Raw genomic sequence first — 25238 nt, forward strand, 5'->3', positions numbered from 1 at the left:
GTCAGGCCCCGGGGGCGGCGCGCTCCGCGAGTGCCCGCAGCTTCCGGACGGCCTCGGCGGGGTCGTCGGCGCCGTAGACGGCGGTGCCGGCGACGAACGCGTCGGCACCCGCCTCGGAGGCCTGGGCGATGGTGTCGGCGGCGATGCCGCCGTCGACCTCGATGCGCAGTTCGAGGTGGCCGGCGTCGACGTGCCGGCGGGCCGTACGCACCTTGTCCAGCAGCTGCGGGATGAACCGCTGCCCGCCGAAACCGGCCTTGATGGTCATGATCAGCAGCGTGTCGAAGCTCGGCAGCAGCTCCAGGTACGGCTCGATCGGGGTGTCCCGGTCGATCGCCAGCCCGGCCTTGGCCCCCGCCGAGCGCAGGTCCTTGGCCAGGGCCACCGGGTCGTCGCACGCCTCGGCGTGGAAGGTGACGTTGTACGCCCCGGCGTCGGCGTAACCGGGCGCCCAGCGGCGCGGGTCCTCGATCATCAGGTGCACGTCGAAGGGCAGCTCGGTGGCGGCCCGCAGGCTCTGCACCACGGGCAGCCCGATGGTCAGGTTGGGCACGAAGTGGTTGTCCATGACATCCACGTGCAGCCAGTCCGCGGCGTTCTCGACGGCGCGGACCTCCTCGGCGAGGCGGGCGAAATCGGCGGCGAGGATGCTGGGCGCGACGATCGGCGGCGGTACGGTCACGGGGCCAGTGTACGAACGCGGCCGACGACCACCCGCAGCGCGCCACCAACCGGGACACCCGGTGACCCGACGGTGACCAGTGGTGCAGAATTGGTCCTCCCGGGTCGGCGAAACCGGACGAAGGGCCATCCGCGACTGGCCGGACGACGGAAACGCGGCAAGACTCCATCAGGGACGGTGACGCCCTCGCGGTGGCCCGGCGGCGGTCGACGCGTCAGCTCCCGGAAAGGGCGGACGATGCGACGGTGGCTCGCGGCGCTGGCGCTGGCCGGCACGCTGACGGTCCTGCTGTCCGGCTGCGTACGACCGGGCGGCTCCGACGGCGACCTCACCGACGACTGGCCGGCGCTGCGGGCGCCGCAGCTGTTCGTGCCGGCCACGGACGCCTGCCTGCCCCGGATCACCGCCGTCGTGCAGGCCCGCACCTACGAGGCGGTGGACTGCTCCCGCAACCACCTGGCCGAGACCGTGCACGTGGGCAGGTTCGCCGGCCCGGCCGCCGACGGCGACCGGCCCGAACCGGGATCCGCGACCCTGCGTCCCGCCCGCGCCGAGTGCGACCAGCGCGCCCGCGAGGTGCTCGGCGGCGACTGGCACGCCGCCCGCATCACGCTCACCGTCGCGCTGCCCTCCGCGCCCGCGTGGCGCGGGGGCGCCCGCTGGTTCCGCTGCGACCTGAGCGAGACCGGCAGCATCGACAACACCCGGCCGGTGAACCGCACGGGCAGCCTGCGGGGCGCGATGATCGGCGACTCCCCGCTGCTGCACCGCTGCTTCGACCCCAAGCTGATCGGCGACAACCTGAACTACATGGCACCGGTGCTGTGCACCGAGCCGCACCGCGCCGAGTTCGTCGGCGTCTACCTGGAGCGGGACGTCACCTGGGCCGAGTTCGGCCGGTCCCACCGGCAGGCGCACACGCGCTGCATGGCGCTCATCGCCGCCTTCGCCGAGGTGCCCAACAACAGCGACCTGCCGTACCGGGCGGGCTCGATCTTCTATCCCCCGTCGCAGCGGGAGTGGCAGGAGGGCGACCGGGGGGTGCGGTGTTTCCTGTGGAGCGACGACCGGAAGCTGACCCGCTCCATGCGGGGCGCCGGCCCGCAAGGGTTGCCCGCGAGCTGAGCGAGGGTGCCGTATGCTGCCGCACCGTGGCGTGTCCGGCCGCCTCCGCGCCGGCGGGACCGCCGCGCTGGCCGCCGCCGGGTGCGGCCCACGAACCGCGGGAGGTCGGGATGCGACGGTGGTGGACGGCGGCCACGGTGGGCGCGGTGGCGGCCCTGGCGCTCGCCGGTTGCGGCACCCCGGCCGGCACCGACCGTGACCTGACCGACGACTGGCCGGCGCCCGCCGCGCCGCAGGCGTTCGTGCCCGCCGCGGGGGTCTGCCACGCCGGCGTGCAGGACGTCGGCTACCTCACCGCCTACCACCCCGTCGACTGCGCAACGTCACACCGCACGGAGACCGTGCACGTCGGCACGCTGACCGGGGCGGGGGCCGACCGGGTCACGCCCCCGCCGGCCGGCTCGGCCGGCATGCGCGCCGCCCGCGCCGAGTGCGACGCGAAGGTCAACCAGTTGGTCGGCGGCGACTGGCGGTCCGGCCGGCTCGGGCTGAGCGTGGTGCTGCCGTCGCCGCAGGCGTGGGGCGGGGGCGCCCGCTGGTTCCGCTGCGACCTGAGCGAACAGACCAGCCTCGACGAGGCCGCCGCGAAGGCCCGCACGGGCAGCCTGAAGGGCGCGCTGAGCGGCGCCGCCCCGCTCGCCCACCGCTGCTTCAACCCGAAGACGCGGGCCGACGAGGTGCGGGAGATGGTGCCGGTGGCCTGCACCAGCAAGCACCGCGCCGAGTTCGTCGGCGTGTGGCAGGCCCCCGACACCAGCTACGACGACTTCAGCCGGGACACCCGGAAGGTGCACCGGGCGTGCCGGACGCTGATCGCGAAGTACGCCAGGGTGCCGGACAACGGCGACCTGCAGTACCGGGCCGGCTCGATCTACTACCACCCGTTCGAGCGGGAGTGGCGCAACGGCAACCGGGGCGTGCAGTGCTTCCTGTGGGTCAGCGACCGCAACCTCACCAGGTCGGTGAAGGGCGCCGGCACGAGGGGCCTGCCGGTCACCTGAGGCCCGGGGCGGCCACCGCGGATGGCCGCCCCGACCCCTGCCGCGCCTAGCTGGCCTGGAGCGTCACGTCGTCGATGACGAAGCTGGTCTGCAACGAGGCGTCCTCCGTGCCGGTGAACTTCAGCGTCACCGTCTGTCCCGCGTACCCGGCCACGTTGAACGACCGCTGCGTGTAGCCCGCCGCCGCGTTCAGGTTCGAGTACGTCGCCAGGGTGGCCGTCCCCACCTGCACCACCAACCGGTCGTACGCGGTGCTCGTCGTCGTCTCCGCCGTGTCGACGTGCAGCCAGAACGACAGCGTGTAGCTCGCACAGCCCGCCGGGATCGTCACCGACTGCGACAGCGTCTCGGTCCGCGACGAGCCGTACCCCAGCAGCCACGCCTTGTACGAACCCGTCCGCGCCGGCTGGCGGGTGTCGTTCGTGATGACACCCGACGAGGCGGTCCACGGCGACGACCCGCTCTCGAACCCACCGTTGCCGATCACCTGCCCACCGGCGCAACCGCCACCCCCACCGACGGTCAGGGTGTAGCTGGCCGAGCGCGAGACGCCGCCGGAGCCCGCGCCGGTGACCGTGAGGGTGTACGTGCCCACCGGGGCCGAGGCCGACGCGCTGACCGTCATGGTGGCGGAGCCGCCGGAGGTGACCGACGACGGGCTGAAGGAAACGGTGACGCCCGCCGGGGCGCCGGTCGCCGACAGGCTGACCGTCTGGGCGGTGCCGCCGGTGGTGGCCGTGGCGACCGTCGCCGTGGTGGACGCGCCCCGCTGCACCGAACCCGACGTCGGGCTCACCGCGACCGAGAAGTCGTTGGTCCCCGTGCCCACGGCGAGCTGCCAGAGGGCGTACGCGATCCCGTCGGCGCTGCGGTTGAGCACCGTGGCGCTGACGTTCGAGGTGGTGTCGCAGGACCGGTGGTAGCACGGGTCGTACGCCGAGCCGGACGTGCCGCCCCACTTGGCGGCCTGCGCCGAGGTCTTCCGGGCGCTGGCGCCGGCAGCGTACCCGGAGGTCGGGATGCCGGCCTGCTGGAACGAGTAGTCGTCGGAGCGTCCCTGGCCCTCGACGTTCTCCTCGGGCTGGATGTTCAGCGAGTCCCAGTACGCCTTCAGCGGGGCGGCGGTGGTGGAGGTGATCCGGTTGATGAAGTAGCCGCCGTTGGTGGAGCCCACCATGTCGAAGTTGTAGTAGCCCTTGACGTATCCCCGCTGGGTGGCGCTGAGGGAACGCACGTAGAAGTCCGAGCCGTTGAGGCCCTGCTCCTCGTCGGTCCACCAGGCGAACCGGACCCGCTTGGTCATCGTCGGGTTCTGCCGGGCCAGCACCAGCGCGTTCTCCAGCAGCGCGGCCGAGCCGGTGGCGTTGTCGTTGATGCCCGGGCCGGCGGAGACGCCGTCGAGGTGCGCGCCGAACATGACGACCTGGTCGGCGGGGCCGCCCGGCCACTCGGCGATCAGGTTGTTCGACCGGTAGGTGCAGTCGGTGCAGACCTGCTCGGTCACCGTGTACCCGGCGGCCTGGAGCTTCGTCTTGACGTACGCGACGGAGGCCGTGTAGCCGGCGGAGCCGGCCCGCCGGTTGCCGCCGTTCTGGGTGGCGATGGTCTGGAACTGCGTCAGGTGGGCCTGGACGTCGGCGATCGCGATGTCCGGCGCGGCCAGGGCCTGCGCGGCGGGCGCGAGCACGCCGGCGGCCGGGGCCGCCGACGCCAGCGCGGCGGTCGGCGCCGCCATGCCGCCGGTGACGACGGCGAGCGCGAGGCCGGCGGTCAGGATTCTTCGTTTCATGGACGCTCCTCGATAGGTGGCCGCCTGATGATGCCACCGTGGAGCGCGATCGTGGAAGCAGACGAAAGGGCGGGGCTTCCCGCCGCGCCCGCGTACCGGCGACGGACCGACGGGCGTGGTGTCGTACCGGTGGGCAATCATGTGTCGACGCCCGACGGAGGGGGGAGGACCGATGATCGGCACCTTGTGGACCGTCGCCCTGGACACCCGTGACCTCGCCGGCCTGGCAAGGTTCTACCAGGAGCTGGCCGGGTGGCGGCAGATCCATGCCGAGGACGACTGGATCACGATGACCACCGACGACGGCTGGCGGGTGGCGGCCCAGCTCGCGCCGGACCACGTGGCACCGCGGTGGCCGGATCCCGCCCGCCCCCAGCAGGCCCATCTCGACCTGCGGGTGCCCGACCTGGCGGCGGCCACCGCCCGGGCGCAGGAGCTGGGCGCGACGCTGCTGCGTCGCAACGAGCGGTGGCACACCCTGGCCGACCCCGCCGGGCACCCGTTCGACCTGTGCCTCAACGCCGACGACCCGCGCACCACGCTGGCGGGCGTGATGCTGGACTGCCCCGACGCCAGGGCGCTCAGCGTGTTCTACGCGGAACTGCTCGGCAAGCCGGTGACCTACGAGGGCGACGGCATGGCGATGATCGGCGAGGACGGCGCCCAACCGGTGCTGTTCCAGCAGGTGGCCGACTACTCGCCGCCGCGCTGGCCCGACCCCGCCCACCCGCAGCAGATCCACCTCGACGTGCGGGTCGACGACGTGGCGGCGGCCGAGCCGGCGGCGCTCGCGCTCGGCGCCACCCGCCTGCCCGGCGAGGGGGACAACTGGCGGGTGTACGCCGATCCCGCCGGCAAACCCTTCTGCTTCGTCTGGGACCTCGACCGGGGGTGACGGGTGCCCTTCAGGTCCCGACGGTCACCGTACGCGGACCACGGCCGCGGCACGCCCGGTGAGCGTGCCGCGGCCGTGGTCCTCCGCGTCGCGGCCGTGGTCCTCCGCGTCGCGGCCGGACGAGCCCGTGGGAACCCCCGCTCAGGTGCGGCGGAGCATCGCGAGGAACATCGCGTCGGTGCCGTGCCGGTGCGGCCACAGCTGCACCGTCGGCCCGTCGCCGAGGCCGGGCATGCCCGCCGGCAGCAGCGGCCGGGCGTCGACGAAGTCGACCGGCACGCCGGAGCGGCGGGCCGCCTCGGTCACCGTCACGTGCGTCTCCACGGTGTGCGGGGAGCACGTCACGTAGGCGACCAGCCCACCCGGGCGGGTCGCGCGCAGCGCCGCGGCCAGCAGCTCGCGCTGCAACCGGGTCAGCGGCGGCAGGTCCGAGGGCTGGCGCCGCCAGCGGGACTCCGGGCGACGGCGCAGCGACCCCAGCCCCGTGCAGGGTGCGTCGACGAGGACCCGGTCGAAGTGCGCCTCCGGCAGCTTCGGGTCCGCGCCGACGGTGCGGCCGTCGGTGTGCAGCACGGTCACCGGCAGGCCGCGGGTGGCCTGTTCGACCAGCCGGGCCCGGTGCTCGGAGACCTCGACCGCGGTCAGCCGCGCGTCCCGCTGGGCAGCCAGAGCGCCGAGCAGGCCGGACTTGCCGCCCGGGCCGGCGCACAGGTCCAGCCAGCGCCCGTCCGGGCCGTCGAGCGGGGCCACCGCCAGGGCGTTGGCCACCAGCTGGGAGCCCTCGTCCTGCACGTGGGCACGCCCCTGCGCGAGCGCCGGCAGGTCGCCGGGCGCGCCACCGGAGAGATAGACCGCGTACGGGGAGAAGGCCCCAGGTGCGCCGCCGGCCTCGTCGGCCAGCTCCGCCGGATCGGCCAGCCCGGGCCGGGCGCACAGGTGCACCGGCGGGCGCTCGTTGTCCTCGATGAGCAGCCGGGTCGTCTCGCCGAGGTCGCCGCCGAGCGCCTCGGCGAAGGCCCGCACGATCCACTGCGGATGGCTGTACGCCAGGGCCAGGTGCCCGACCGGGTCGCTCTCCGCCGACGGGGCCAACTTGGCCACCCAGGCGTCGGCGTCGCGGCCGGCGACCTCGCGCAGCACCGCGTTGGCGAAGCCCGTCGCGCCGGGGCCGACCGCCCGGACCAGGTCGACGGTCGAGGAGACCGCGGCGTGCGCCGGCACCCGCGTGTGCAGCAGCTGGTACGCCCCGAGCCGCAGCGCGTCGCGCACCGGCGGGTCGATGCGCTGCACGTCCCGCCCGGCGGCGTCACTGAGGATCGCGTCGAGGGTGCCGAGGTGGCGCAGCGTGCCGTAGGTCAGTTCGGTGGCGAAGGCGGCGTCGCGGCCGACCAGCCCCGCGTCGCGCAGGAGTGACGGGAGCACCAGGTTGGCGTACGCGTCGTCCCGGTGCACCGCCGCGACCGCCTCGTAGGCCACCTGGCGGGGCAGGTCCACCGTCGGGCGGGCCGGGGGGCGCCGGCCGCCGTCGCGGCGGTCACCGCCGGCCCGGGCACCCCACTGACCGCCCCGCGCCGGCCGCTCGCCGCGCTGGCCGCCCGCGGGACGCTGCTCGCGCCCGCCGGAGCGCTCACCGCCGAAACGCCCGCTGTCGGAGCGCTCACCGCGTCGTTCGCCGTCGGAGCGCTCACCGCGCCGTTCGCCGGAGAGACGGTCGCCCGAGGGCCCTTCCGAAGTGCCCGTCACGCGACTTCCTCCCCCGCGGCGACCCGGACGCCCCGCGCCCAGTCGGTCGCCGGCATCGCCCGCTTGCCCGCCGCCCGGACCTCGCCGAGCCGCACCGGGGTGGTGGCCGTGCCGGCCAGCACCCGGGACTTCTCCACCAGCAGCTCGCCCGGCTTCAACTCCGGACCGTCGGGCACCGGGGTGACCGGGCCCAGCTTGACGCGCTCGCCCCGGAACGTCGTCCAGGGGCCGGGCGCCGGGGTGCAGGCGCGGATCCGCCGGTCCACCGCGAAGGCGGGGTCGGACCAGCGCACCCGGGCGTCCTCCACGGTCAGCTTCGGCGCCAGCGACACCCCGTCGGCGGGCTGCGGCTCGGCCCGGGCCGTGCCGTCGTCGATCGCGTCGAGGACGGCCACCAGCAGGCCGGCACCGGAGTGGGCCAGCCGCTCCAGCAGGTCGCCGGACGTGTCGGTCGGACGGATCTCGTCGGTCAGCGTGCCGTAGACCGGACCGGTGTCCAGCCCCTCCTCCAGTTGGAACACGCTCGCCCCGGTCAGCTCGTCGCCGTGCAGCACGGCGTGCTGCACCGGCGCGGCCCCACGCCAGGCCGGCAGCAGCGAGAAGTGCAGGTTGATCCAGCCGTGGCGGGGGATCTCCAGGGCGGCCGGCGGCACCAGCGCGCCGTACGCGACCACGGGGACGCAGTCGGGGGCCAGCTCACGCAGCCGGTCCTGGAACTCCGGCTCACGCGGCCGGGCGGGGGTGAGCACCTCGATCCCGTGCTCGTCGGCCCACGCCCCCACCGGGGAGCGGACCAGCCCGCGACCGCGCCCCGCGGGGGCGTCCGGCCGGGTGACCACGGCGAGGAGTTCGTGACGGGAGGCCGCCACGGCGGCCAGGGCGGGAACGGCGACGGCCGGCGTACCGGCGAAGATCACGCGCACCGGCTCACCGACCCAGGCCGAAGGGGCTGCCGGAGGCGTGCGGGTTGAGCTTGACCGTCGGCGGGGTGGCCGGGTCGTACCACTCCGCCTGGCGGATCGCCTTCATCGCCTCCTTGCGCCCGGCCGGGTCCAGCCGGTCCACGAAGAGCACCCCGTCGAGGTGGTCGGTCTCGTGCTGCACGCAGCGCGCCATCAGACCGGTGCCGACGATCTGCATCGGGTCGCCGTAGCCGTTGAAGCCCTTGGCGATCACGTTCTGCCGGCGCTTGGTGTCGAAGTAGAGGCCGGGGATGGACAGGCAGCCCTCGGGACCATCCTGCTCCTCGGCGTCGGGGAACTCCAGCACCGGGTTGACCAGGTGGCCGACCACGTCGTCGACGTCGAAGGTGAACACCCGCAGGCCCACACCGAGCTGCGGCGCGGCGAGGCCGGCGCCGTTCTGCTCACGCATCGTGTCGGTCAGGTCGGCGACGAGCTTGCGCAGCTCGACGTCGAAGTCGACCACCGGATCGGCCGGCGTGCGCAGCACCGGATCCCCGAACAGACGGATGGGCTGGACGGTCACTCGGCATGGCTCCTTCGGCGGGCGGACTGGTGCCGTACCAGTCTACGGAGTGCCGTCGGCCGCCCCGGCCGGCGTGCCGCGAAGCGGCGCGGACCGTTGCGTGTCGATGGTCACGGGGAGGCTCTCGTAGCCGCGCAGGACCAGCCGGGACCGGTGCCGCGGCGGGGCGGCCAGGGCGAGCCCGGGCAGTCGGCGCAGCAGCAGCGGGAAGGCGACCTGCGCCTCCAGCCGGGCCAGGCCGGCCCCGAGGCAGTAGTGCGGACCGGCGCCGAAGGACAGCGGATGGCTCTGGGCCCGCCACGGGTCGAAGCGTTCCGGCTCGGGGTAGCGCCGGGGATCCCGGTTGGCCGCGGCGAGCAGCAGCAGGACCCAGCCGTCGGCGGGCACCTCGACGCCGCCCACGGTGACCGCCGCACTGCTCAGCCGGGTGGTGAGCTGCACCGGCGGGTCGTAGCGGAGCAGTTCCTCGACGTACGCCGGGGCGAGCTGCGGATGCCCGCGCAACGCGTCGGCCGCGCGCGGGTGCGCCAGCAGCACGGCCAGGCCGTTGCCGAGCAGGTTGGTGGTCGTCTCGAAGCCGGCGACCAGCAGCACCACCAGGTTGGCCAGCAGCTCGTCGCCGGAGAGCCGCTCGCCGTCGGCGTCGTGCACCTGCACCAGCGCGGTGGTCAGGTCGTCGGCCGGCGTACGCCGGCGGGCCGCGACCAGCTCGGCGAAGTAGTCGCGCAGCTCGATCGCGCCCCGGTCGGCCACGGCCAGCTCGTCCGGCGTGATCACCGGCTCCAGCACCCCGGTCAGGTCGGCCGCCCAGCGCCGGAACAGCGGCCGGTCCGCCGCCGGCACGCCGAGCAACGCGCAGATCACCCCGACCGGCAGCGGGTACGCGAACTCCGCCAGGAAGTCGACGGGCTCGCCGCCGGCGCCCCGCTCCGCCATGGCGTCGGCCAGCTCCTCGGCCTGGGCCGCCACCACGTCCCGCATAGCGGCGATCCGGCGGGGGGTGAAGGCGCCCGCCGCCAGCCGGCGCATCCGGCTGTGGTCGGGCGGGTTGGTGCGCAGCATCGACCGGGAGATCGACGCGATGGCGGGGCTGCCCCGCCAGCCCGGCATGAACCGGTCGCGCAGCGCGTCGTCGAGCACCCCGATCCGGGGGTCACGCAGCAGCTCGTCGGCCTCGGCGTAGCCGGTGACCGCGTACATCGCCGGACCGGCCTGCACCACCGGCCCGAGGGCGCGCAGCCGCTCGTACGTCGGGTAGGGGTCGATCCGCCCTCCCGGCGACATGAGCAGCGCGACGGCGTCGGCGGCGTCCATGGTCAGCCTCCCGTCCGTGGCCGGGAGACCTCATCATGCCCCGGACGGCGACATCCGGCTGCCCCGCCGGGGCGGGTGGCGTACCGGCCCACCGGGGACCGGCGGCGGCGCTCCCGCGCCCGGGCGGCACGGGGGCGCGCTCGGCTCAGACGCCGGTGCCCGGCTCCCCGGCCAGGACCGCGTCGCCGCCGAGCAGGGCGTGCTCGGGCAGCGGCAGCTCGATCTTGTGGGCGGCCTCCCAGTCGTGGATCAGGCCGGGCCGGACCTGGGCGGCGAAGTAGTCGACCGCGCTCATCCCGCCGACCACCGGCTCGTCCACCTCGGCGACGAGCTGGGCCGGCACCAGGCGGAAGCCGTTCTGCAGGGCCGCGCTGAGGCGGCGGTGCCCGTCGACGACGAAGAAGTACTCGCCGGTGTAGCCGATCCGCAGGGGCTCCAGTGCCTCGTCGCCGGCGGCGGCCACCTCGCCGACGAACTCCGAGTCCCACAGGTCGCGCAGGTGGGCGATGTCCTCGGTCGGGTAGACGCGGGCCGGGTCGAGCAGCAGCAGCGGCGGCGCGTCGCGCAGCACGTCCGCGCACAGCCGGCCCTCGTACGCGTCGATGATGTGCTCGATGACCTCGGAGGCCGAGGCGCGGGTGGTGTCGCAGATCAGGTCGTAGTTGCGCAACCGGGCCTTGTCCACCCCGTAACGGACGATGAACCGGCCCCGCTCGCTCTCGCTGCGCTCGCGCAGCTTGGCCTTGGCCTCCGCCATGGAGGCGTAGCTCTCGGCCGGGCCGGAGGGGCGGGCGAGCACCCGTCGGGCCGCCTCGCCCGGCTCGGTGATCATGTGCACCTTGAGCGCGTCCGTGAAGAAGTGCCAGGCCAGCCGGGAGTCCATGACGAGCCGCTCGCCCGAGGCCGCGATGTCCCGCTGGAGCTGGTCGACGTAGCCGTCGACGGCCTGGTCCAGCTCCGCGTGCAGGTTGAGCTGGAGCGCCGTCATCTGCCGCTCCTGCGCCATCTGGCGGTAGAGGTCGCCGACGCTGACCCGGCGCAGGCCGAGCCGCTCGGCGATGACCACGGAGACGGTGCTCTTGCCGCTACCGAGGTCACCATTGAAGACGATCGACTGACGAACGGTCACGACTGGTCCACCCCTGATCACCGGCTGTTTGGAATCATCGACACCGCGCCGAAACCGACGCGCTCCCGCCATCGTCGCGCGATCCTGCGACGACCCCGGCTCGGCGCGTCCGGCGCCGCGCCGCGACCTGGAGCCGTCGTACGCCCGGGCATGACGGGCGATGCTATCACCCGCGTGTCGACACACCGCCGGACACGGCGTGCGACGAGGGGCCAGGTCGGGCGGCGGGAGCGGCGCGGGACCGGCCGGACCGCCGGTCAGAAGAGGGCCAGCGGGTCGACCTGGAGGCGGACCGGCTCGGCGGCCTTGCGGGCGGTACGCACCCCCGCCGCCGAGTGCAGCGCGTCGGCCAGCGCGCCGGCCCGGGCCCGGGGGACCCGGACCAGCATCCGCTCCCGTTCCCCGTCGGCCGGCACCGGCCCGAGCAGCTCGGCCTCCGCCGGCAGCCGGGCCTCGGCCAGCAGGTCGGCCACCGCGGCCGGCAGGCCGGTGACGCTGGCCATCCGTACCGCCGGCGGGAAGCCCAGTTCCCGCCGTTCGGCCAGCTCGCGGGCGGCGAACCAGCCGGCGTCCCAGCGCAGCAGCGCCTGCACGGGGGCGAGGGCCCCGTCGGCGACCACCACCACCCGGCCACCGGCGGAGGCGGGACGGGCCAGCGCGGCGGCCGCCAGCCAGCGGCGCAGCGCCTCCTCCCCCGCCCGCAGGTCGGCCCGGGTGAGCAGGGCCCACGAGTCGAGCAGCAGCACCGCCCCGAAGCCGCCCTCGGCGACCGGCTCGGCGCCGGGCGTGGCGATGACCAGGCCGGCGCCACCCGGGACCGCGGCCAGCACCTCCTCCCGCCCGGAGGTGCGCACCGGCACGCCGGGGAAGGCCCGGCCCAGCTCCTCGGCGGTGCGCCGGGCGCCGGTGACGGAGGCGCGCAGCCGCCGCCCGCCGCACTCCGGGCAGGCGTACGCGGCGGCGACCCGCCCGCACCAGCGGCAGGCCGGGGTGCCCTCGGCGGAGGGCAGCGCGAGCGGGCCGGCGCAGTGCGGGCACCGGGCCGGGGTGCGGCACTCGGCGCAGGCCACCGAGGGCAGGTAGCCGCGGCGGGGCACCTGGACCAGCACCGGCAGGTCCGCCCGCAGCGATTCCCGGGCGGTGGTCCAGGCCAGGCTGGGCAGCCGGGCGGTGGCCGCCCCGGGGTCCCGGGCCAGCTGCGGGTCGTCGCCGGTGGGCGCGATCGCCGGCATCCGGGCCCGGACGGTCGCCCGGTCGGCCACCACCTCGCGGGCCCACCCGGTCTCCACCAGCAGCTGCGCCTCGGCGGTGCGGGTGTACCCGCCCACCAGCGCTGCGGCGTCGCCGAGCTGGGCGCGGGTGAGCAGCACCTCGCGGGCGTGCGGATAGGGAGCCCGGGGCTCGGCGTGCAGGTCGTCGCCGTCGTCCCAGATCGCCACCAGCCCGAGCCGGGCGACCGGGGCGAACATCGCGGCCCTGGTGCCGACCACCACCGCCGCGTCGCCGCGCCGGGCGGCGAGGAACGCCCGGTAGCGCCGGGCGGGACCGAGCGCGGCGGAGAGGCAGACGTGCCGCCCCGGGCCCAGGGCGGCGTGCAGGGCGGCGTCGAGACGGTCCAGGTCGCGGTTGTCGGCGACGACCACCACCGCGCCCCGGCCGCCGGCCACGGTGGCGGCGACGGCCTCGGCGTACCGGGCGGGCCAGTCCTCCCCCGGCAGCGCCGACCAGACCGCCCGGGGGGCCCGCCCGTCGGCGAGCGCCCGCAGCAGGGCCGGCCCGGCCGGATAGTCCCGCCACGGGTCGGGACCCACGTCGGGGACGGCGGGACCCGCGCCGGGAACGGCGGGACCCGCGCCGGGAACGGCAGAGTCCACGCCGGGAACGCCGGAGTCCACGCCGGGGACGGCAGAGTCCACGCCGGGAACGCCGGAGTCCGCGCCGGGGACGGCGGGACCCGCGCCGGGGACGGCGGGGTCCACGTCGGGGGCGGCGGCGCGGGCGCGGACGTCCTTCTCCACCCGGGCGTGCCGGGGCGGAACGGCGAGGCGGAGCACGTCGGCGAGGCTGCCGGCGTAGCGGTCCGCGACCGCCCGGGCCAGCCGGGCGACCTCCGGCGCGAGCACCGGCTCGGGCGAGACGACCTTCTCCAGGTACGCCAGCCGGCCGGTGTGCCCGGAGTCGTCGGCCCGCTCCAGCAACCAGCCGTCGACGAGCTGCCCCGCGAAGCGGACCTTCACGCGAACGCCGGGGACGGCGTCGGCGTCCAGCTCGGCCGGGACGAGGTAGTCGAACGGGCGGTCCAGGTGGGCCAGGGGGACGTCGACGCAGACACGAGCGACCGGCGACCCGTCCGCGGGTCGCCGGTCGCTGCGCCTGGTGCCGGTCAGGCTCCCGCGGCCGACTTGAGGTCGGCGGCCCGGTCGGTGCTCTCCCAGGTCAGGTCCGGCAGCTCCCGGCCGAAGTGGCCGTAGGCGGCGGTCTGCTGGTAGATCGGGCGGAGCAGGTTGAGGTCCCGGATGATGGCGGCCGGGCGCAGATCGAAGACCTCGGAGACGGCCTTCTCGATCGAGGCGACCGGCACGGTCTCGGTGCCGAACGTCTCGACGAAGAGGCTGACCGGGTGGGCCTTGCCGATCGCGTACGCGACCTGCACCTCGCACCGCTCGGCCAGGCCGGCGGCGACCACGTTCTTGGCCACCCAGCGCGTCGCGTACGCCGCCGAGCGGTCCACCTTCGACGGGTCCTTGCCGGAGAACGCGCCGCCGCCGTGCCGGGCGTAGCCGCCGTAGGTGTCGACGATGATCTTGCGACCGGTGAGGCCGGCGTCGCCCATCGGCCCGCCGATCTCGAACCGGCCGGTCGGGTTCACCAGCAGCCGGTAGCCCTCGGTGTCCAGCCCGAGGCTCTCCAGCTCCGGGGCGATGACGTGCTCGCGCACGTCGGGGGTGAGCAGCGAGTCCAGCGAGATGTCCGCGGCGTGCTGGCTGGAGACGACCACCGTGTTGAGCCGGACGGGGCGCAGCCCCTCGTACTCGATCGTGACCTGGGTCTTGCCGTCGGGGCGCAGGTACGGGATCGTGCCGTCCTTGCGGACCTGGGAGAGCCGCCGGGCCAGCCGGTGCGCCAGGGCGATCGGCAGCGGCATCAGCTCCGGCGTCTCGGAGCAGGCGAAGCCGAACATCATGCCCTGGTCGCCGGCGCCCTGCGCGTCCAGCGCGCTCTCCGACGCCCCGGTACGCAGCTCGAAAGCGTTGTCGACGCCCTGCGCGATGTCCTCCGACTGCGCGCCGATGGAGACGCTGACGCCGCAGGAGGCGCCGTCGAAGCCCTTCTTCGACGAGTCGTAGCCGATGTCGAGGATGGTCCGGCGGACGATCGTGGGGATGTCGGCGTACGCCTTGGTGGTCACCTCGCCCGCGATGTGCACCTGACCGGTGGTGATCAGGGTCTCCACCGCGACGCGACTGCGCGGGTCCTCGGTGAGCAGGGCGTCGAGGATGCCGTCGCTGATCTGGTCGGCGATCTTGTCCGGGTGGCCTTCCGTGACCGATTCGGAAGTGAAGAGGCGGCGTGTCACGGCACTCCTAAATTGTGGAAGTCGTTCCGCGGCAGTTTAATCATCCGCGTCAGAGCCTGGCCCCTTCGGTCGTGCCCGGTTCCAGCCGTCAGGAACGGCCGGGCAACCGGGCCACCACGAGATCCCAGACGCCGTCGGCGAGATCCTCCTTGGACCGTTCGGGCATTCGGCTGACCGAACCGTCCGCGCCGATGACGGTCGCCGCGTTGGTCTCGGCGCCGAAGACCTTGTCGTGCCCGACCTCGTTGATCACGACGAGGTCGGCCCGCTTGCGGGCGAGCTTGGCCCGGCCGTTGGCCTCGGCGTCGCCCGTCTCCGCGGCGAACACCACCAGCACCTGCTCCGGGCGACGACGCCGGCCCAGCTCGGCAGCGATGTCCGGGTTGGTGACGAGCTCGATGGTGGGCGCGCTGACGTCGTCCGACTTCTTGATTTTGCCAGGCGCGTAGGTCGCGGGACGGAAATCGGCCGGAGCCGCCGCCATCACCACCGCGTCGGCGTCGGCCGCCGCCGCCAGCGTGGCGTCGCGCAACTCGCCCGTGGTGCCGACCCGGACCAGGTCGACGCCGGCGGGGTCGGGCAGCGAGACGTTGGCCGAGATCAGCGTGACGCGGGCGCCCCGGGCCACCGCGCAGCGGGCGAAGGCGTAGCCCTGCTTGCCCGAGGAGCGGTTGCCCAGGAAGCGGACCGGGTCGAGGGGCTCACGGGTGCCGCCGGCGGTCACCACCACGTGCCGCCCGGTCAGGTCGGCGGGCGCCCCGACGCCCCGGGCGAGGGCCCGGCGGGCGACGGCGAAGATCTCCGCCGGGTCGGGCAGCCGGCCCTTGCCGGTGTCGGCGCCGGTGAGCCGGCCGACGGCGGGCTCGACGACGCGCACGCCCCGGGAGCGCAACGTCGCGACGTTGGCGACGGTGGCCGGGTGCTCCCACATCTCGGTGTGCATGGCCGGCGCCAGCACCACCGGGCAGCGGGCAGTCAGCAGCGTGTTGGTGAGCAGGTCGTCGGCGAGGCCGTGGGCGGCCTTGGCCAGCAGGTCGGCGGTGGCCGGCGCGACCACCACCAGGTCGGCCTGCTGACCGAGCCGGACGTGCGGCACCTCGTGCACGTCCGACCAGACGTCGTCGGCGACGGGCTGGCCGGAGAGCGCGGCCCAGGTCGGGGCCCCGACGAAGCGCAACGCCGACGCGGTCGGCACGACCCGGACCTGGTGGCCCGACTCGGTGAAGAGCCGCAGCAGCTCGCACGCCTTGTAGGCGGCGATGCCACCGCCGACCCCGAGGACGATCCGGGGGGACATCGACGCGGGGCGGATTACGGCTGGTCGGTCGGCTCGGCGGTGAGCAGGCCCGCGTTGATCTCGCGCATGGCGATGGAGAGGGGCTTCTCCTGCGGCGTGGTCTCGACCAGCGGGCCGACGTATTCCAGCAGACCCTCACCGAGCTGGCTGTAGTAGGCGTTGACCTGGCGCGCGCGCTTGGCGGCGAAGATCACCAGCGCGTACTTCGAGGTCGTCTTCTCGAGGAGCTCGTCGATCGGCGGGTTGGTGATGCCTTCGGGGTTTGCGATGGATCCCACGAATTAACCTCTGCGTCTATCGCACCGCGTGGCGGTGCTGGCGGTCAACCGCGCGTGTGCGGTGGCGCCGGAGCCAGGAAAGAAGAACCGGACAAGCCTACCAGCTCGTCGACGACCCGCCCGGTGAGGTCGTGCGCGAGGGTGTGTTCGAACGCGGCCGGTGTGGCCTGCGGGGGGAGGTTCCCCGGCGGGTGCAGCAGCACCAGCCGGGCGTCGGGCAGCACCGCCCGGACCAGCAGCGCGCCGGCCAGGTCGAGGCCGATCAGCACCGGCTGACCGGCGGCGAGCCGGGAGCGCAACGGTTCGAGGGGGGTGCCGCGCCGGTGGGGCCCGGCCCGGCTCCACTCCAGCAGCTCCCCGGCGGCGACCATCCGGTCGAACTCGGCGGGGGTCAGGAAGAGCCGGTCGACGCCGTCCAGCTCGCTCTCCCGGCGGGATCGCGTGGTGGCCGGCACCGGAACCCACACGGACGGAGAACGCGCCCGGACGCGCTCGACGACACTCTCCGTGCCGGAGCCCGAAGGCCCCGTCAGGACAGTGAGCCGAGCCGCCGGGCGCGCCTCGTCATCCGTGCTCACTGCTTGTTTCTACACGCAGCCAGGCTCAGTTGGCGGCGAACTCTCCAAGCAGTGCCTTGCGCTGCTGCTCGCCGAGGCCACGCAGGCGACGGCTGTCGGCGATCTTGAGCTTCTCCATGATCTGGGTGGCCCGGATCTTGCCGATACCCGGCATCGCCTGCAGCACGGCGGAGACCTTGAGCTTGCCGACGACGTCGTCGGACTCGGCACGCTCGAGGACGGCTCCGAGGGTGGTCTTGCCCTGCTTGAGCTGCTCCTTCAGCTCAGCACGGGCCTTGCGGATCTCCGCGGCCTTCTCCAGCGCGGCAGCGCGCTGTTCGGGGGTCAGTGACGGGAGCGGCACCAGTTCTCCTCAGGTCCCTATCGCGACGGGCGGGACGCACCGCCGCATCTGTGAAACGTGGTGTCGCTGTGAACCAAGGGGTCCATGGTTCCCAGCGCGGGGAAAACTAGCGGTCGACGGCGCATTCGGCAACGTGGACGCGCGATGATCTTTACAAAGGTGACCGAGCCGTCAGTCAGTCACCAGCGGCGAGGGCGGCCCGGCAGCCGCTCAGGGCACGGTCGGCGGCGGCCCGCAGCGCGTCCGGATCCGGGCCCGCGCCCAGCACCTCCCGGGAGTACGAGGGCAGCACCGCGGGCAGCGCGGAGCCGAAGACGACGCGCAGATCGGCCGCGGTGGCGCCCTGCGCCCCGAGGCCCGGGGCGAGCAGCGGACCGTTCACGGCGGAGAGGTCATGACCGGTGTCACCGATGGTCGCGCCGACCACCAGCCCGACGCTGCCGAGCGGCTGCGCACCCGCATTGAGCTGGGAAATCTCGTCGATGACGGCCTGCGCGACGGTGCGTCCGTCGGCGGTGCGCGCGCGCTGCACGGCGGCGCCCTCGGGGTTGGAGGTGAGCGCCAGCACGAAGACCCCGCCGCCGTGCTCGGCGGCCAGTTCGAACATCGGCGCGAGCGCGCCGACACCGAGGTACGGGCTCGCGGTCACCGCGTCCACATGGACCGGGCTGGATGGATCGAGGTACGCCGAGGCGTACGCGGCGACGGTCGAGCCGATGTCGCCGCGCTTGACGTCCAGCAGAACGAGCGAGCCGGCATCGCGCAACTGTCGGATAGTTGACTCAAGAATCGCGATACCTTTCGAGCCGAACCGCTCGAAAAAGGCCGACTGCGGCTTGATCACCGCGACCCGGTCACCGAGGGCTTCCGTGACCGTCCGGGCGAACCGGTCAAGCCCTCGGAGATCGTCATCGAGCCCCCAGCGGGCCAGCAGCCCCGGGTGCGGGTCGATGCCGACGCAGAGCGGACCCCGCTCGGTGACGGCCCGGTGCAGGCGGGCGCCGAAGCTCTCCATCCGGTTCTCTCCCTCTCCTCGGCACCCGGGGCGTCCGCCGCCGGGGGCACGCTCCTGTCGCGGGCGGCGCGCGCCGCCCGCGTACTCCCGCCGGACCGTGACCGGCGGCTCAGCCGGCCCGCACCGCGGCGGCGACCCCGGCGGCGATCCGGGCCACGTCGGCGTCGTCGGTGACGTACGGCGGCATGGTGTAGACCAGGTCGCGGAACGGCCGCAGCCAGACCCCCTCGGCGACCGCCGCGGCGGTGGCGGCCGGCAGGTCCACCTCGTGGTCCAGCTGGACCACGCCGATCGCGCCGAGCACCCGCACGTCGGCCACCCCCGGCGCGCCGCGCAACGGCTCCAGGCCGGCCCGCAGGCCCGCCTGCACCCGTGCCACCTGCCCCGCCCAGTCCCCGGCCCGCAGCAGGCCGAGAGAGGCGTTGGCGACCGCACAGGCCAGCGGGTTGCCCATGAACGTCGGGCCGTGCGCCAGCACCCCGCCGGCGGAGATGCCCCGGGCGACCTCCGCGGTGCAGAGCGTGGCGGCCAGCGTCAGGTACCCGCCGGTGAGCGCCTTGCCCACGCACATCACGTCGGGCGCCACCCCGGCGTGCTCGGCGGCGAACATCGCGCCCGTGCGGCCGAAGCCGGTGGCGATCTCGTCGAAGATCAGCAGCACCCCGTGCGCCCGGGTCACCTCGCGCAGCACCCGCAGGTAGTGCGGGTGGTGGAAGCGCATGCCGCCGGCGCCCTGGACCACCGGCTCCACGACGACCGCGGCCAGCTCGTGGGCGTGCCGCTCGACCGCCTCGACCAGGGCCGCCTCGTAGGCCGGATCGGGCGGGGTGTCGAAGCCGCCGGGCGGCACGGGGGCGAATACCTGCCGGGGCAGCACGTCGCCCCAGAGGTGGTGCATGCCGCCCTCCGGGTCGCAGACGCTCATCGGGTGGAACGTGTCGCCGTGGTAGCCGCCCCGCCAGGTGCCCAGCCGGCGGCGCTCCGGCCGGCCGGTGGCCCGCTGGTACTGCAGGCACATCTTGATCGCCACCTCGACGCCGACCGAGCCGGAGTCGGCCAGGAAGACGTGCTCCAGCCCGTCCGGGGCCAGCTCGACCAGGGTGGCCGCCAGGCGGACCGCCGGGGCGTGGGTGAGCCCGCCGAACATCACGTGGCTCATCCGGCCGAGCTGGTCGGTCACCGCCGCGTCGAGCACCGGGTGCCGGTAGCCGTGGATCGCCGCCCACCACGACGACATCCCGTCGACCAGCTCCCGGCCGTCGGCCAGCCGCAGCCGTACGCCCGACGCGCCCTCCACCACGTGGGGCGCGCTCGCCGGCGGCAGGGCCGCGTACGGGTGCCACACGTGCGCCCGGTCGGCGGCCAGGATCTCCTCGGGGGTCACCCGCCCGTCCCCGTGGCGCGGACGGCGGCGCGGACCAGGGCCGGGCCGCGGTAGATGAAGCCGGTGTAGAGCTGCACCAGGACGGCGCCGGCGTCGAACATCCGGGCCGCCGCGTCCGGGTCCACGACGCCCCCGACGCCGATCACCGGCAGCCGGCCGCCGGCCTCCCGGTGCACGAAGGCGACCACCTCGCGGGCGCGGTCGGCGAGCGGGCGACCCGACAGGCCGCCGGTCTCCGCGCCGCGCGCCCGGTCGGCCGGGGCGAGGCCGTCGCGGGCCAGCGTGGTGTTCGTGGCGATCACCCCGGCGGCGCCCCGGGCCAGGCAGACCTCCAGCAGTTCGGCGATCGCCGGCTCGATGAGGTCCGGGGCGATCTTCACCAGCACCGGCTTCTCCCCCACCAGCGCCGCCAGGATGGCGTCCAGGTGCGCCCGGTCCTGCAGGGAGCGCAGCCCCGGGGTGTTCGGCGAGGAGACGTTGACCGCGAAGTAGTCACCGTGCCCGCGCAGCGCGCGGTACGAGGCGAGGTAGTCCTCCACCGCCTCGTCCAGCGGGGTCACCTTGGACTTGCCCAGCGAGATGCCCAGCGGCACCCCGATCGGGCGGGGCAGCGCCGCGAGCCGGGCCGCGAGGGCCTCGGCGCCGGCGTTGTTGAAGCCCATCCGGTTCACCACGGCCTCGCTGTCGCGCAGCCGGAACAGCCGCGGCCGGGGGTTGCCCGGCTGCGGGTGCGCGGTGACCGTGCCGACCTCGACGAAGCCGAAGCCCAGCGCCGGCCAGGCCGGCAGCGCCACGCCGTCCTTGTCCATCCCGGCGGCGAGCCCGACCGGGTTGGGGAACTCGACGCCGAACACCGTGCGCGGCGCGCGGACGGCGTAGCGGGCCCGCAGCACGGCCAGCGCCGCCGGCCGCCCGGACAGCTCCGCCAGCCGGCGCAGCGTCCACTCGTGCGCGGCCTCGGCGTCCCCGCCGCCGATCCGGAACAGCCCGGGCCGCACGATCCGCTCGAACATCACCGCGCGCTCGCCGGGGCGGTCACTCGGCGGCCCGCAGGGCGGCGTGCAGCTCCTGGAGCGGACGGACCTGCATGTCGCCCCGGATCCGCGCCTCGATGCCCATCACCGCCGCCGCCGCGCCCGGCACCGTGGTGATGCACGGGATGTCCGCCGTGACGGCGGCGCTGCGGATCTCGTAGCCGTCCGAGCGGGCGCTCGCGCCCGAGCCCTGCGGAGTGTTGATCACCAGCGCCACGTCGCCGCCGAGGATCAGCGACACCGCGTCCTCGCCCCCGCCGGACTCGTAGTGCTTGCGGATCTGCTCGCAGGCGATGCCGTGCCGGCGCAGCACCTCCGCCGTGCCGGTGGTGGCGACGATCTCGAACCCGAGGTCGGCCAGGCGCTTGATCGGGAAGATCATGCCGCGCTTGTCCCGGTTGGCGACCGAGACGAAGATCTTCCCGGCGGTCGGCAGCGAGCCGTACGCGGCCGACTGCGACTTGGCGAAGGCGTGCCCGAAGGCGGTGTCGATGCCCATCACCTCGCCCGTGGACTTCATCTCCGGGCCGAGCAGCGAGTCCACGCCCTTGCCGGTGGGGGTGCGGAACCGCTTGAACGGCAGCACCGCCTCCTTGACCGCGATCGGGGCGCCGGCCGGCAGCGAGCCGCCGTCCCCGGTCGCCGGGAGCAGCCCCTCGGCGCGCAGCTCGGCGATGGTGGCGCCCAGCGCGATCCGGGCCGCCGCCTTCGCCAGCGGCACCGCCGTCGCCTTGGAGACGAAGGGCACCGTCCGGGACGCGCGGGGGTTCGCCTCCAGCACGTAGAGCATGTCGTCCTTCAGCGCGTACTGCACGTTGAGCAGGCCCCGCACGCCCACGCCCCGGGCGATCGCCTCGGTGTAGCGGCGCACCTGGGCCACGTGCGAGCCCGCCAGGGTGATCGGCGGCAGCGCGCAGGACGAGTCGCCGGAGTGGATGCCGGCCTCCTCGATGTGCTCCATCACCCCGCCGAGGTAGACCTCGCCGTCGGCGTCGCAGAGCGCGTCCACGTCGATCTCGATGGCGTCGTCGAGGAAGCGGTCCACCAGCACCGGGTGGTCCGGCGAGATCTCGGTGGCCCGCCCGATGTAGTCACGCAGCGTGGCGTCGTCGTAGACGATCTCCATGCCCCGCCCGCCCAGCACGTACGACGGCCGGACCAGCACCGGGTAGCCGATCTCGTCGGCGATCGCCTTCGCCTCGTCGTACGAGGTGGCCATGCCGTGCGCCGGCGCGCGCAGCCCGGCCCGGGCCAGCACCGCCCCGAACGCGCCCCGCTCCTCGGCCAGGTGGATCGACTCCGGGGAGGTGCCGACGACCGGCACGCCCGCGTCCTTCAGCCGCTGCGCCAGGCCCAGCGGGGTCTGCCCCCCGAGCTGGACGATCACCCCGACCACACCCGGCCCGCCGGCCGCCCGGCCGGACGAGTCCTCGGCGTGCCAGACCTCCAGCACGTCCTCGAAGGTGAGCGGCTCGAAGTAGAGCCGGTCGGCGGTGTCGTAGTCGGTGGAGACGGTCTCCGGGTTGCAGTTGACCATCACGGTCTCGTAGCCGGAGCCCGCCGCCCCGCCGAGCGGCGCGCTTCGCAACGCCTGTACCGCGTGCACGCACGAGTAGTCGAACTCGATGCCCTGACCGATCCGGTTCGGCCCGGAACCCAGGATCATCACCTTCGGCCGGGCCGACGGCACGACCTCCGTCTCCTGGTCGTACGTCGAGTAGTGGTAGGGCGTGGTCGCCTCGAACTCGGCGGCGCAGGTGTCCACCGTCTTGTAGACCGGGCGGACGTCGAGGCGGTGCCGCAGCGTCCGTACGCCGTCCTCGGCGGCCAGCTCCGGGCGCAGCGCGGCCAGCTGCCGGTCCGACAGGCCGGCCCGCTTGGCCCGGCGCAGCAGCTCGCCGTCGAGCACCGGGGCGTCCACGATCTCGGCGCGCAGCTCGACGAGGGCGGCGATCTGGTCCAGGAACCAGGGATCGATCCCGCCGGACGCGGCGGTGACCTCGGCGATCGACGCGCCCAGGCGCAGCGCCCGCTCGACGGTGTAGAGCCGGCCGTCGTGCGGCATCCGCAGCGCGTCGAGGGTGTTCTCCTTCGTCGCGCCGGCCGGGTCGGGCAGCGTCCAGAAGCCGCCCGCCTTCGTCTCCAGCGACCGCATCGCCTTGTTCAGCGCCTCGCTGAAGTTGCGGCCCAGGCTCATCGCCTCGCCGACGGACTTCATGGTGGTGGTCAGCTCCGGGTCGGCGCCCGGGAACTTCTCGAACGCGAACCGGGGGATCTTCACCACCACGTAGTCCAGGGTCGGCTCGAACGCCGCCGGGGTCTTCAGGGTGATGTCGTTGGGGATCTCGTCGAGGGTGTAGCCGATGGCCAGCTTCGCGGCGATCTTCGCGATCGGGAAGCCGGTGGCCTTGGAGGCCAGCGCCGACGACCGGGACACCCGGGGGTTCATCTCGATCACCACGATCCGGCCGTCGGCCGGGTTGACGGCGAACTGGATGTTGCAGCCGCCGGTGTCCACCCCGACCTCGCGCAGCACCGCGATGCCGAGGTCGCGCAGCCGCTGGTACTCACGGTCGGTGAGCGTCATGGCCGGGGCGACGGTGACGCTGTCGCCGGTGTGCACGCCCATCGGGTCGACGTTCTCGATCGAGCAGACCACCACGACGTTGTCGTGCCGGTCGCGCATCAGTTCGAGCTCGTACTCCTTCCAGCCGAGCACGCTCTCCTCGATGAGCACCTCGTGCACCGGGCTGGCGGCCAGCCCGTCACCGGCGATGCGGGCCAGGTCCTCCGGGGTGTGCGCCATGCCGGAGCCGAGGCCGCCCATGGTGAACGACGGCCGGATCACCACCGGCAGGCCCAGCTCGGCGACCGTGGCCTCGACCTCCGCCATCGAGTGGCAGACCCGGGAGCGGGGCACCAGGCCCGCCGGGTCGTCGAGCCCCAGGCGTACGCCGGCCTTGGCGACGATGTCCTTGAACAGCTGCCGGTCCTCGCCGCGGTTGATCGCCTCGATGTTGGCGCCGATCAGCTCCACGCCGTACTTCTCCAGCACGCCCGCCCCGTGCAGGGCGACGGCCGTGTTCAGCGCGGTCTGCCCGCCGAGGGTGGGCAGGATCGCGTCGGGACGCTCCTTGGCGATCACCAGCTCGACGAACTCCGGGGTGATCGGCTCGACGTACGTGGCGTCGGCGAACTCGGGGTCCGTCATGATCGTCGCCGGGTTCGAGTTGACCAGGCTGACCCGGATCCCCTCGCTGCGCAGCACCCGGCAGGCCTGGGTGCCGGAGTAGTCGAACTCGCAGGCCTGCCCGATCACGATCGGCCCGGAGCCGATCACCAGGATGTGCTTGAGATCGGTCCGCTTAGGCATGTGTGCGCCCCTCGCTCTGGGTCCGGCCCTCGATGAGCTCGGCGAAGCGGTCGAAGAGGTAGTCCGCGTCGTGCGGACCGGCCGCCGCCTCCGGGTGGTACTGGACGGTGAAGGCGGGCACGTCCTTCGCCCGCAGCCCCTCGACCACGTTGTCATTGAGGCAGACGTGACTGACCTGGACGCCACCGAACTCGGTCTCGATCACCGCATCGGGTACGACCGCGCCGTGACCCGCGCCGGGGACCTCGACCGCGAAGCCGTGGTTGTGGCTGGTCACCTCGACCTTGCCGGTGACCCGGTCGAGCACCGGCTGGTTGATCCCCCGGTGGCCGTAGCCGAGCTTGTAGGTGCCGAAGCCCAGGGCCCGGCCGAGGATCTGGCTGCCGAAGCAGATGCCGAACAGCGGCACCCTGCGGCGCAGCACCTCCCGCGCCAGGGCCACCGGCCCGTCGGCGGTGGCCGGGTCGCCCGGGCCGGGCGAGAAGAAGACCGCGTCCGCGCCGGTGGCGAGCAGGTCGTCGATCGTGGAGCCGGCCGGGAGCACGTGCGTGGTGACCCCGCGGGCGGCGAGCCGGCGCGGGACGTTGCGCTTGATGCCCAGGTCCAGCGCGGCGACCGTGAACCGGTGCTCGCCGGAGGCCGCCACCACGTACGGCTTGGCCGTGGTGACCTCGGCGGACAGGTCCGCGCCGACCATCTCCGGGGCCTGCCGCACCCGGGCCAGCAGCGCCCGGGGGTCGGTCTCGACGCTGGAGATGCCGACCCGCATCGCGCCGCGCTCGCGCAGGTGCCGGGTCAGCGCCCGGGTGTCGACGCCGCTGATGCCGACGACGCCCTCGGCGGCCAGCCGTTCCTCCAGCCCGCCGGTGGCCCGCCAGTTGGAGCCGATGCGGGCCGGGTCGCGGACCACGTAGCCCGCGACCCAGATCCGGCCCGACTCGTCGTCCTCGCCGTTGACGCCGGTGTTGCCGATGTGCGGGGCGGTCTGCACCACCACCTGACGGTGGTAGGACGGGTCGGTCAGCGTCTCCTGGTAGCCGGTCATGCCGGTGTTGAAGACGGCCTCGCCGAAGGTCTCCCCGACGCTGCCGTACGCCTCGCCGTGGAACGTCCGCCCGTCCTCCAGGACGAGGATCGCCGATTGTCTGCGGGTCATGCTGCGTCTCCTTCGATCCGGACTGCGGGGCTCCGCT

21 protein-coding genes are annotated in these 25238 nt (G+C 74.4%); 3 read left to right on the forward strand and 18 right to left on the reverse strand.

Annotated features, from left to right (window positions below; translation table 11 throughout):
* Position 1 precedes the first annotated feature (1 nt).
* Positions 2-682 (reverse strand): ribulose-phosphate 3-epimerase, encoded by a 681-nt coding sequence (gene rpe, locus ACLQ22_RS27165; protein ID WP_121395207.1) that lies wholly within the window; start codon positions 680-682, stop codon positions 2-4.
* Positions 683-919: 237 nt separating this feature from the next.
* Between rpe and ACLQ22_RS27170 the strand changes: the two genes are divergently transcribed.
* The gene (locus ACLQ22_RS27170; RefSeq protein WP_425694804.1) at positions 920-1807 is read left to right on the forward strand and encodes a septum formation family protein; all 888 of its coding nucleotides are present in this window, start codon (positions 920-922) and stop codon (positions 1805-1807) included.
* Positions 1808-1917: 110 nt separating this feature from the next.
* The gene (locus ACLQ22_RS27175; protein WP_425694805.1) at positions 1918-2808 is read left to right on the forward strand and encodes a septum formation family protein; all 891 of its coding nucleotides are present in this window, start codon (positions 1918-1920) and stop codon (positions 2806-2808) included.
* Positions 2809-2854: 46 nt separating this feature from the next.
* On the opposite strand, the gene ACLQ22_RS27180 is transcribed toward ACLQ22_RS27175, so the two are convergent.
* A complete protein-coding gene (locus ACLQ22_RS27180; RefSeq protein ID WP_425694806.1) occupies positions 2855-4597 on the reverse strand; it encodes a M28 family peptidase in 1743 nt (580 codons plus the stop codon).
* Positions 4598-4769: 172 nt separating this feature from the next.
* Between ACLQ22_RS27180 and ACLQ22_RS27185 the strand changes: the two genes are divergently transcribed.
* Complete coding sequence (locus ACLQ22_RS27185; protein ID WP_425694807.1) at positions 4770-5492, forward strand: VOC family protein; 723 nt, start codon at positions 4770-4772, stop codon at positions 5490-5492.
* A gap of 141 nt (positions 5493-5633) precedes the next feature.
* Here the strand turns inward: ACLQ22_RS27185 and ACLQ22_RS27190 are convergent, their stop codons facing one another.
* The 16 genes from ACLQ22_RS27190 to carA form a co-directional block, all read right to left on the reverse strand.
* Positions 5634-7235, reverse strand: coding sequence for an RsmB/NOP family class I SAM-dependent RNA methyltransferase (locus ACLQ22_RS27190; RefSeq protein ID WP_425694808.1), 1602 nt, complete (start codon positions 7233-7235; stop codon positions 5634-5636).
* The gene (gene fmt, locus ACLQ22_RS27195; protein ID WP_121395219.1) at positions 7232-8158 is read right to left on the reverse strand and encodes a methionyl-tRNA formyltransferase; all 927 of its coding nucleotides are present in this window, start codon (positions 8156-8158) and stop codon (positions 7232-7234) included. The genes ACLQ22_RS27190 and fmt overlap by 4 nt, the downstream gene beginning before the upstream one ends.
* A gap of 4 nt (positions 8159-8162) precedes the next feature.
* Entirely contained in the window at positions 8163-8723 is a 561-nt protein-coding gene (gene def / locus ACLQ22_RS27200) for a peptide deformylase (protein ID WP_121395221.1), read from the reverse strand.
* Between the two features lie 42 nt (positions 8724-8765).
* Positions 8766-10037 carry a cytochrome P450 gene (locus ACLQ22_RS27205; RefSeq protein WP_425694809.1) on the reverse strand — a complete coding sequence of 424 codons (1272 nt, stop codon included), beginning with the start codon at positions 10035-10037 and terminating at the stop codon, positions 8766-8768.
* Between the two features lie 145 nt (positions 10038-10182).
* Positions 10183-11166 (reverse strand): AAA family ATPase, encoded by a 984-nt coding sequence (locus ACLQ22_RS27210; protein ID WP_425694810.1) that lies wholly within the window; start codon positions 11164-11166, stop codon positions 10183-10185.
* 257 nt (positions 11167-11423) lie between these two features.
* A complete protein-coding gene (locus ACLQ22_RS27215; RefSeq protein ID WP_425694864.1) occupies positions 11424-13478 on the reverse strand; it encodes a primosome assembly protein PriA in 2055 nt (684 codons plus the stop codon).
* 71 nt (positions 13479-13549) lie between these two features.
* Positions 13550-14743 (reverse strand): methionine adenosyltransferase, encoded by a 1194-nt coding sequence (gene metK / locus ACLQ22_RS27220; protein WP_121395227.1) that lies wholly within the window; start codon positions 14741-14743, stop codon positions 13550-13552.
* Positions 14744-14831: 88 nt separating this feature from the next.
* Positions 14832-16040: a bifunctional phosphopantothenoylcysteine decarboxylase/phosphopantothenate--cysteine ligase CoaBC gene (coaBC, locus tag ACLQ22_RS27225; protein WP_425694811.1), complete on the reverse strand. Its 1209-nt coding sequence runs from the start codon at positions 16038-16040 to the stop codon at positions 14832-14834.
* Between the two features lie 14 nt (positions 16041-16054).
* The gene (gene rpoZ, locus ACLQ22_RS27230) at positions 16055-16318 is read right to left on the reverse strand and encodes a DNA-directed RNA polymerase subunit omega (protein ID WP_007075826.1); all 264 of its coding nucleotides are present in this window, start codon (positions 16316-16318) and stop codon (positions 16055-16057) included.
* Between the two features lie 44 nt (positions 16319-16362).
* Positions 16363-16896, reverse strand: coding sequence for a guanylate kinase (locus ACLQ22_RS27235; RefSeq protein ID WP_425694812.1), 534 nt, complete (start codon positions 16894-16896; stop codon positions 16363-16365).
* Between the two features lie 25 nt (positions 16897-16921).
* Positions 16922-17239 (reverse strand): integration host factor, actinobacterial type, encoded by a 318-nt coding sequence (gene mihF, locus ACLQ22_RS27240; RefSeq protein ID WP_007458370.1) that lies wholly within the window; start codon positions 17237-17239, stop codon positions 16922-16924.
* A gap of 175 nt (positions 17240-17414) precedes the next feature.
* Positions 17415-18254, reverse strand: a complete 840-nt coding sequence (gene pyrF / locus ACLQ22_RS27245) for an orotidine-5'-phosphate decarboxylase (RefSeq protein WP_425694813.1) — start codon at positions 18252-18254, stop codon at positions 17415-17417.
* A gap of 109 nt (positions 18255-18363) precedes the next feature.
* Positions 18364-19638, reverse strand: a complete 1275-nt coding sequence (locus ACLQ22_RS27250) for an adenosylmethionine--8-amino-7-oxononanoate transaminase (protein WP_425694814.1) — start codon at positions 19636-19638, stop codon at positions 18364-18366.
* On the reverse strand, positions 19635-20654 hold the full coding sequence (locus ACLQ22_RS27255) for a quinone-dependent dihydroorotate dehydrogenase (RefSeq protein WP_425694815.1): 1020 nt from the start codon (positions 20652-20654) through the stop codon (positions 19635-19637). Before ACLQ22_RS27255 ends, ACLQ22_RS27250 begins: the two co-directional genes overlap by 4 nt.
* 19 nt (positions 20655-20673) lie before the next feature.
* Positions 20674-24045 carry a carbamoyl-phosphate synthase large subunit gene (gene carB / locus ACLQ22_RS27260; RefSeq protein ID WP_425694816.1) on the reverse strand — a complete coding sequence of 1124 codons (3372 nt, stop codon included), beginning with the start codon at positions 24043-24045 and terminating at the stop codon, positions 20674-20676.
* Positions 24038-25201, reverse strand: coding sequence for a glutamine-hydrolyzing carbamoyl-phosphate synthase small subunit (gene carA / locus ACLQ22_RS27265; protein ID WP_425694817.1), 1164 nt, complete (start codon positions 25199-25201; stop codon positions 24038-24040). Before carA ends, carB begins: the two co-directional genes overlap by 8 nt.
* Between the last annotated feature and the right edge of the window lie 37 nt (positions 25202-25238).

This window comes from Micromonospora sp. DT178, from assembly GCF_049841695.1.
Classification (GTDB): Bacteria; Actinomycetota; Actinomycetes; order Mycobacteriales; family Micromonosporaceae; genus Micromonospora.